At 35.1% G+C, this 5,036-nt stretch carries 5 protein-coding genes, 5 tRNA genes and 1 riboswitch; all 10 genes read left to right on the plus strand.

Translation table 11 applies throughout. From position 1 onward, the window contains the following. Positions 1–4: 4 nt before the first annotated feature. A tRNA-Asn gene (locus ACZ2M0_RS09175) sits at positions 5–77 on the plus strand. A gap of 9 nt (positions 78–86) precedes the next feature. Beyond that, positions 87–176: transfer RNA gene (locus ACZ2M0_RS09180), tRNA-Ser, on the plus strand. Positions 177–595: 419 nt separating this feature from the next. Further along, positions 596–856, plus strand: a complete 261-nt coding sequence (locus tag ACZ2M0_RS09185) for a hypothetical protein (protein ID WP_223903030.1) — start codon at positions 596–598, stop codon at positions 854–856. Between the two features lie 127 nt (positions 857–983). Continuing rightward, positions 984–1,196 (plus strand): hypothetical protein, encoded by a 213-nt coding sequence (locus tag ACZ2M0_RS09190; RefSeq protein ID WP_490059256.1) that lies wholly within the window; start codon positions 984–986, stop codon positions 1,194–1,196. Positions 1,197–1,502: 306 nt separating this feature from the next. Further along, positions 1,503–1,575: transfer RNA gene (locus ACZ2M0_RS09195), tRNA-Val, on the plus strand. A gap of 119 nt (positions 1,576–1,694) precedes the next feature. Continuing rightward, positions 1,695–1,766 (plus strand) — tRNA-Glu (locus ACZ2M0_RS09200). Between the two features lie 4 nt (positions 1,767–1,770). Then, positions 1,771–1,843: transfer RNA gene (locus ACZ2M0_RS09205), tRNA-Val, on the plus strand. 83 nt (positions 1,844–1,926) lie between these two features. Continuing rightward, positions 1,927–2,007, plus strand: a riboswitch (SMK box riboswitch). Next, positions 2,005–3,204, plus strand: a complete 1,200-nt coding sequence (gene metK / locus ACZ2M0_RS09210; protein WP_490059257.1) for a methionine adenosyltransferase — start codon at positions 2,005–2,007, stop codon at positions 3,202–3,204. (Overlaps the previous riboswitch by 3 nt.) 29 nt (positions 3,205–3,233) lie before the next feature. Next, positions 3,234–4,688 (plus strand): MDR family MFS transporter, encoded by a 1,455-nt coding sequence (locus ACZ2M0_RS09215; protein WP_490059258.1) that lies wholly within the window; start codon positions 3,234–3,236, stop codon positions 4,686–4,688. 122 nt (positions 4,689–4,810) lie between these two features. Further along, positions 4,811–4,981: a tyrosine-protein phosphatase gene (locus tag ACZ2M0_RS09220; protein ID WP_490059259.1), complete on the plus strand. Its 171-nt coding sequence runs from the start codon at positions 4,811–4,813 to the stop codon at positions 4,979–4,981. The last annotated feature ends 55 nt before the right edge of the window (positions 4,982–5,036 follow it).

The raw sequence follows: 5,036 nt of genomic DNA on the forward strand, positions 1-5,036 counted from the left end.
GTATTCCGGCTTAGCTCAGTTGGTAGAGCGCTTGACTGTTAATCAAGATGTCGTCAGTTCGAGTCTGACAGCCGGAGTTTAATTTTGGAGTGTTGTCCGAGTGGCTTAAGGAGCATGATTGGAAATCATGTATATGGGTTAATCCTGTATCGAGAGTTCAAATCTCTCACACTCCGTAAATAAAATAATAAAAGCTGCTAAATCTATGTTTAGCAGCTTTTAATTTATAAAAAGTTCGAAGTGAATCCTGAAAGTTAAGCTACTTTCAGAACTTACTGTATGAACCTACTAAGATTAATAGAATAATTTTATTATCTGTTGATCTGACTTTACTTTAATTGATTTAAACTGTAATCATAATATAATTAGTAACAAAGTGAACAAGTGGGGCTTGGCCGAATTTATAAGCAGGAAGATTAGAGATTTGCTTGGCAAACATGTAACTTTAAAATGTTAATGAAATATTTTTAACAATAAACTTAAGAAATAAAGTCTACTAAATTCTATTAGAAAATAACTTTAATAAAATAGGTTGATATAAGAGAAATAATAACTATGATTATGTAACATGAACTAGAAAGGAAGCGGAGTATAATTGAAGGCAAGTGAGAAAGAAGCAATAAATGTTTTAAAGAGAGCGTTTAAAGCTAAAGAACTTTATATATATGTATTTACTATTCAAGATTATTTTGCGGATGAAACAGATCAACTAGCAATAGACAATCCTAATATGGAAGATTATTTAAATGATGTAATTCCAGAATTTACTGAATCTTACGATGAGACAAAAAAAGATATATGGCTCAACGATTTGAAAAAGATTATTAAAAAAGCAGAAACATTGATAAAAAAATAAGAAGCAAATTTAATATTATTATAAAAAGAGGACCGAAAATTGCAATATAAAGTTGAACATCCTAGTTTGTTTCACATCTGTCAAAAAATTAGAATTAAATTTTATAAAATCAATATGGAAGTTAAATATGAATCCGCATAAAATGACTTTACCAGAAATAATTGCCAATTTTCGCGCAAGAAATGTTACTTTTACACTTAAAGATGGGAGCAAAAAAACTATTTTTGTTGAAGAAATCGAGAATGAAGATGATGACCAGCCCGAACTGATCTTTATGGCTGCAGGCGATAATACTCAAGATATATGGATTTCAGATGTAGTAAGTGCAGAACCAGAGTAGAATAATATAAAGTAACCGATTCGGATAAAATAAAAATATTTTATCTAAATCTTATTTATTTTTATATTGAGCTACAGAGACTATACTTTTTCACAGATAAATATTGAATCCGTATTTTAATAATAAAAATTAAATTAGATATAGTTTCTACTAAGTTCAAGTTTAATTAACTATTTGTAAACAATGGCTTTATAGGTATTAAATTTATAATTATTACCTTAATCAAACAAAAATTTCAAAAAAATGTAGACATAAATAGAAACTTATGCTAAATTATTAAGAGTGGTCGAGAGATGACAACAAAATGGAGGATTAGCTCAGCTGGGAGAGCATCTGCCTTACAAGCAGGAGGTCACAGGTTCGAGCCCTGTATCCTCCATAATGATGGTGGTGTGAAGGGAAGTTCGCGCCGCCATTATTTATTGATTTAATAAATTGAATCCTTGCATTTTCTTTCAAAATAGGTATACTATTAAAAGTGCTTTGATTCAGAACAATGACCCGTTGGTCAAGCGGTTAAGACATCGCCCTTTCACGGCGGTAACATGGGTTCAAATCCCGTACGGGTCACTTTGGAGGATTAGCTCAGCTGGGAGAGCATCTGCCTTACAAGCAGGAGGTCACAGGTTCGAGCCCTGTATCCTCCATCGTTCTATGGCTACCGAACATGCGGTAGCTTTTTTTATTATCAATATAATATATAAGAACATAGAACGAAAATTTTTAAAAAAATCGGTTCAAGTCCTGAGAGGATCCTTAAACGGAGATGCCTTGTAACCGAATAGCTATTGTCTATAGGGGGACTAATATGGAAAAACGTTTGTTTACTTCAGAATCTGTTTCTGAAGGTCATCCAGACAAGATTGCTGATCAGATTTCTGATGCAATTTTGGATGCTATTATTGCCAAAGACCCTCAAGCTCATGTGGCCTGTGAGACCATCGTCAATACTGGTATTGTCTATGTCTTTGGTGAAATATCAACAAGTGCTTATGTTGATATTCAAGGAATTGTTCGCAAGACAGTTTTGAGAATTGGCTATGATAAACCTGAACTTGGCTTTGATGGCAATAATTGCGCTGTCTTAATTGATATTGATGAACAATCACCTGATATTGCTCAAGGCGTTGATCATTCTCTTGAAACGCGTGAAAATCAATCTGACGAAGATCAGCTTGATCAAATCGGGGCGGGAGATCAAGGCTTAATGTTTGGTTTTGCAATCAATGAAACGCCTGAATTAATGCCTTTGCCTATTTCGCTTGCCCATCGCTTGATGAGACAGGTTGCCAAGCTACGTAAAGATGGTACTTTAACTTGGCTTAGACCTGATGCTAAGGCAGAAGTGACTGTTGAATATGATGAAAAACAAAAACCAACACGTGTAGATACCGTTGTTATTTCAACACAAACCGATGATCAGGTTTCAAACGAAGAAATTCGTCAAGCTATGATTGATTTGGCAATTAAAAAGGTAATACCTGCTAAATACCTTGATGAAAAGACCAAGTTTCTGATTAACCCATCAGGTCGCTTTGTTATTGGTGGACCTAAAGGTGATTCAGGATTGACTGGACGTAAAATTATTGTTGATACTTACGGTGGTTATGCTCGCCACGGTGGTGGTGCATTTTCAGGAAAAGATCCGACAAAAGTTGACCGCAGTGCCAGTTACGCTGCCAGATATGTGGCTAAAAATATTGTTGCTGCAGGCTTGGCTGATCGCTGTGAAGTTCAATTAGCTTATGCAATTGGTGTTGCTCATCCAGTTTCAGTTATGGTTGATACTGCCGGAACTGGTAAAGTAAATGATGAACTTTTAACAAAAGCAGTACGTAAAGTCTTTGACTTGCGCCCAGCGGGAATAATTAAAATGCTTAATTTAAGGCGGCCGATTTATGAGCAAACAGCAGCTTACGGACACTTTGGCAGAACAGATATTGATTTACCATGGGAGCAAACGGACAAAGTTCAAGATCTTTTAAATTTTGTTCATGAAAATAAATAATTTTAGCAGCTAATGAAGGAGTTGTAATTGTGAAGAAGACAAATGTACGAGTAGTAATGATTGCGATTTTTATGACGACATTTATGACAGCCATTGAAGGTACAATCGTTTCTACTGCAATGCCAACAATTGTTTCCGATCTGAATGGATTAGAAATTATGAATTGGGTTGTTTCCATATTTTTGTTTATGACTGCTGTATCGACTCCTTTATATGGCAAATTAGCAGACAGCTTTGGTCGTAAACCAATTTTTCTATTTGGAATAGCGCTTTTTGTGATTGGGTCCGCACTTTGTGGTCAGGCTCAGAACATGGTTGAACTAATTTTATTCCGTGTAATTCAGGGACTGGGTTCTGGAGCTGTTCAACCAGTTGCGATGACAATAATTGCAGATTTATATAGTCTGGAAAAAAGAACAAAAATGCTGGGTCTCAACTCTGGTTTTTGGGGCGTAGCTTCAGTCATTGCTCCATTACTCGGTGGCTTTATTGTGCAAAATCTTTCTTGGCACTGGGTTTTCTACATTAATGTGCCAATTGGTATCATTGCACTTTTATTAATTGTCTTTTTCTTAAATGAACCAAAGAATAAGCAAAAGACTAAACTTGACGTTAAAGGAACATTTTGGCTGGTTATTTTGCTTTTAACCTTAATGTTTACATTACAAGATCTTGGCACCATTAAACCGCTTATTTTAGTCGCTTTAGTTGCTTTAATCATCGTTAGTGCAATTATCTTTTATCATGAAGAAAAGCGTGCTGCTGATCCGATAATGCCACTTTCAATGCTTAAGGGCAGAGAGTTCTTGGCTGTTAATATGATTACCCTGCTTGTTGCCGGAGTAGTTATTGGCTTTGAATTTTATATTCCAACCTGGATGCAGGGCATTAACGGAACTTCTGCTACTATAGCAGGTTTTGCCGTAACTCCAAGTTCTGTTATGTGGGTTGTAGGTTCATTTTTGATCGGGGGCATGCTAAGTCGCTGGGGTGTGAGAAAAACCTTCTTTGGATTGCTTACAGTTCTTTTAGTGGCTGATTGTATGTTACTGCTTGTTCCTATTCATACTCCGTTTTGGGTATTTTGCGTCATAGCAACGCTTAATGGCTTTTCCTTTGGTGGAGTTCTAACCGCATCACAGGTTAGGTCACAGGTTTTAGTTTCTAAAGAAAATATTGGTGTTGCCACTTCCTTTAACACATTAATGAGGTATTTAGGTCAGACTATGATGGTTTCCATTTTTGGTATTACCTTCAATACTGTGGTGGCACATCAACTTGCAAAACATCCAAATTTAACACCAGGCATGATGAACAAAATAGTTTCATCAGCTAAAGCTCAAGAACTATCTGCGAACTTAATTCCACAGCTAAGACAAGTACTTTTCAGTGCTTTAAAAGGGGTTTACTTCGTTTCACTTGTTGCTATATTAATATCTGTTATTTTTAACTGTATTTATAAAAGCAAAGAGAAAGCTAATTAGTAATTCGATTTATAACAGACCTGCTGGTTTAATTGCCAGCAGGTTTTTTATTAGTAGAAATATTTTTTCTAAAAAATTATAATTGTTAATATTAAATTTAATAGGTAACTGGGGTATTAAAAATGACAAGGGAAATTACTAATTGGCGTTCCTTAGGTGGTTACACTGGATTTGCAGGAAGAAAAGTAAAAGATGGACTACTATTTCGATGTGGACAATTGTATAATTTGACGTCTTATCAAAAAGAACAAGTCCAAAATAAATATCAAATTGAAGTGCAACTAAAAAGTTAGACATTTTAATATTACGCAAGACTCAATGCACGATTTCGATATTTGATCGGGGTCG

It is taken from the genome of Lactobacillus sp. VURO6/B1 (VP7), assembly GCF_058139575.1.